Origin of the sequence: Arthrobacter sp. TB 26 (genome assembly GCF_000427315.1) — a bacterium.
Taxonomy (GTDB): Bacteria; Actinomycetota; Actinomycetes; order Actinomycetales; family Micrococcaceae; genus Arthrobacter.
In genome coordinates this window covers 1-2,964 of the sequence record NZ_AUPJ01000250.1, presented here as the reverse complement: position 1 = coordinate 2,964, position 2,964 = coordinate 1, and the positions used below count along the sequence as shown (strand labels likewise).

Genomic DNA, 2,964 nt, shown 5'->3' with positions numbered 1-2,964 from the left:
CGCGAGCCTCGGCAGCGCCCTGGCACGGGCCCGCGAAGCGCTTCTGGGCGACCAGGGCTGGGGAGAGAATTCGCCGGGGGACCAGCGGTGATCGCCGAGTGGCGTCCCATGGGCGCGGACTACACGGCGGCGCTCCGTGCCGCCGCCCCGCAGCGGGTCGGCGTCGTGACCTCGGTCGTGGGGCTGGGCCTTGAAGTGTCCGGGCTCGACTGCGCGCTGGGCGACCTGGTGACCGTGGGCTCGAACCCGGGACTGGACGCCGAGGTCGTCGCCGCCCTCGACAGCTCCGTGCGCTGTATGCCGCTGGGCCGGCTGGCTGGTGTGGCGGCCGGCGATCCCGTCCGGGCCAAGGGCGGCGCAGTCCTGGTCCCCACCGGATCCGGGCTCTTCGGCCGGGTCATTGACGGCCTCGGCCGGCCGATCGACGGCAAGGGTCCTCTCAACAGCGGCCCCCGCGTGCCCATCGACAACGAAGCCCCGAATGCCATGAAACGCGCCCGCATTGACACGGCCCTGCAGACCGGCGTCCGTGTGCTGGACACGATGACCACGCTCGGCAAAGGCCAGCGCATGGGACTCTTTGCCGGTTCCGGCGTCGGAAAGTCGTCCTTGCTCTCCATGATCGCCCGCGGCACAGACGCGGAGGTCTCGGTGATCGCCCTCGTGGGGGAGCGCGGACGTGAAGTCCGTGAGTTCCTCGAGGACGACCTCGGTCCTGTTGGGCTGGCACGCTCGGTCGTTGTGGTCGCCACCTCCGACGAACCGGCCCTGATGCGCATGCGCGCAGCGTTCACCGCGACCCGGATCGCCGAATCCTTCCGGGACAAGGGCCAGGACGTGGTCCTGATGATGGATTCCCTCACCCGTGTGGCGATGGCCCAGCGCGAGATCGGCCTCTCCGCCGGTGAGCCGCCCGCCACCCGCGGCTACCCGCCGTCGACCTTTTCCATCCTGGCCCGGCTGCTGGAGCGCGCCGGCACGGCCGAGACCGGCTCCGTCACCGGCATCTACACGGTGCTGGTCGACGGCGACGACCACAACGAACCGATTGCCGACGCAGCCCGTTCGATCCTCGACGGCCACGTCGTCCTGGACCGGAAGCTGGCCGTCACCGGGCATTTCCCCTCGGTGGACGTGCTCGGCTCGGTGTCCCGAGTGGCCACCAAGGTCAATTCCCCCCAGCACCTCGAAGCGGCGGCCACCTTGCGGCGCGTCCTCGCGGCCCGCAAGGCGGCGCAGGACCTGATCGACGTCGGCGCCTACCAAGCAGGCACCAACCCGCTGGTCGACGCGGCCCTGAACCACGAGCAGGACGTCAGCATCTTCCTGCAGCAGCCGATGGACGAATCGACGGCCCACCCCGAGTCCTGGCAGCGGCTCAACCACCTCACCTCGATCCTGGGAGCAGCAGCATGAACCGCCAATTCTCACTGGCAGGGCTCCTGCGCCTGCGCCAGATCCAGCAGGACCAGGCAGCTACCGGACTGGCCAGCGCCCGCTCCCGTTCCAGCTCCGTGCGGGCTCGGGAAGCCGCCGCGCGCCGCGACCTGGCCGCGGGCGATGCGCCGATCTCCAGCTCCGCCTCCCTGCGGGCCGTCGCCGCAGCGCGGTCCTCATCCCACAGCATGCTCGCGGACCTGCAGGCCCTTTCGAGGATCGCGGAGACCGACGAAGCCACCGCACGCGAGGAGTTCATCGCCGCCCGCACCCGTTCCGTCGGCCTGGAGAAGCTGCAGGCCCGCCACAACGAAGAGGTCCACACCGCGGACCTGCGTGCCGAACAAGCGACCCTGGACGAGATCGCCTCCACCGTCTGGCACCGCGAAGAGCAGGAGGTGAGGTCATGAGCATGACCGAGGCAATCGGCCGGATGCAGGGCATCCAGTCGATGATCACCGAACTCACCCGCCCCACGACAGCCGAGACCAATGCCGCCGCCATGAAATCGGCAGCGGCAACATCCCTCGCCACCGGCACCGGGAGCGGGGACGCGGCCTCCTTCACCGAGGCGCTGACCGCCGCGCTGGGCGGAACCAACGGAACCGACATCTCCTCGCTCGCCAACAGCCTGGGGCTCGGAAGCACGACGGCGGTCGGGGCCCTGAAGGGCCTCGCCGCACCCGCCACCGTTCCTGCTGCCGGCGCGGCGACGGGCACCGACGTTGTGGCGATGGCCAAGAAATACATCGGCGTGCCGTACGTCTGGGGCGGAACCAACCCGGCCACCGGCATGGACTGCTCCGGCTTCACCCAGCGGGTCTTCAAGGACCTCGGCATCGAGATTCCCCGCGTGGTGAGTGACCAGATGCGCCAGGGCACGCCGGTGGCGTCCCTGGCGGAGGCGAAGCCCGGCGACCTGCTGGTGAGCTTCGGCGGGGACCACATCTCCATCTACCTGGGCAACGGCAAGGCCATTGACGCGCCGGTCCCCGGCAAGACCATCCAGATCCGCGACGCGTGGGAGCAGCACTCCAACCTGACCTCCATCCGGCGCATCGTTCCGGCCGGGACGGCGTCATGAAAGGCTTGGATCTGGCTTCTGCGCTGACTGCGCCGGTTCCGGGCCGCGGCGCCCAGCAGGGCGCTCGTTCCGCGGCTCCCGGCGCGGACAAGGACCGTGACACGTTCGGTGCCGTGCTCAACGACGTCCAGGGGGCAACGGACACCAGTCAGGAGCAGACGCCCGACGCCGGCAGCCCCGTTGCTGACGGCGCGCTCCAGGGCGCTTCTTCCGGCGCCACCGCGCCCGCGCCCGGCGGGGGAGCCGACGCCGGTTCCCCGGGTTCCGCCGGGCCGCAGGATGCTTCCGCTGCTTCCGCTGCTTCCGCCGCATCCGCTGACAGCGCCCTGGCCCTTGCCGCCACCCCGCTCGTGCCCTTGAGCGCACAGCATGCCGCAGTTGCTGCGCCGAACCCGCCGACTGCGGTTCCCGGTCTCCCGGCGACGGGCAGCCAGGAGATCCCC

Annotated in this window: 4 protein-coding genes and 1 pseudogene (1 of these 5 only partly in view); all 5 read left to right on the top strand. The window is 70.7% G+C overall.

Annotation, left to right across the window (positions count from 1 at the left end):
* Positions 1 to 194: the 3' portion of a FliH/SctL family protein gene (locus K789_RS22715; protein WP_051180972.1), read on the top strand. It extends 571 nt beyond the left edge of the window; only the last 194 of its 765 coding nucleotides appear in the window; the start codon falls outside the window, past its left edge; the stop codon is at positions 192 to 194.
* Positions 109 to 1,416, top strand: a complete 1,308-nt coding sequence (locus tag K789_RS0109100) for a FliI/YscN family ATPase (protein ID WP_035739478.1) — start codon at positions 109 to 111, stop codon at positions 1,414 to 1,416. The genes K789_RS22715 and K789_RS0109100 overlap by 86 nt, the downstream gene beginning before the upstream one ends.
* Positions 1,413 to 1,847, top strand: a complete 435-nt coding sequence (locus K789_RS0109095) for a flagellar FliJ family protein (protein WP_024366490.1) — start codon at positions 1,413 to 1,415, stop codon at positions 1,845 to 1,847. The genes K789_RS0109100 and K789_RS0109095 overlap by 4 nt, the downstream gene beginning before the upstream one ends.
* Positions 1,844 to 2,521, top strand: a complete 678-nt coding sequence (locus K789_RS0109090; RefSeq protein WP_024366489.1) for a C40 family peptidase — start codon at positions 1,844 to 1,846, stop codon at positions 2,519 to 2,521. Before K789_RS0109095 ends, K789_RS0109090 begins: the two co-directional genes overlap by 4 nt.
* Positions 2,518 to 2,964 (top strand): annotated as a pseudogene (locus K789_RS0109085) (hypothetical protein); the annotation flags it as partial. The gene K789_RS0109090 and the pseudogene K789_RS0109085, both read left to right, overlap by 4 nt.

Coding starts and splice junctions, on each gene's coding strand:
- K789_RS0109100 (WP_035739478.1), top strand. CDS start 109: ATGGGCGCGGACTACACGGCGGCGCTCCGTGCCGCCGCCCCGCAGCGG.
- K789_RS0109095 (WP_024366490.1), top strand. CDS start 1,413: ATGAACCGCCAATTCTCACTGGCAGGGCTCCTGCGCCTGCGCCAGATC.
- K789_RS0109090 (WP_024366489.1), top strand. CDS start 1,844: ATGAGCATGACCGAGGCAATCGGCCGGATGCAGGGCATCCAGTCGATG.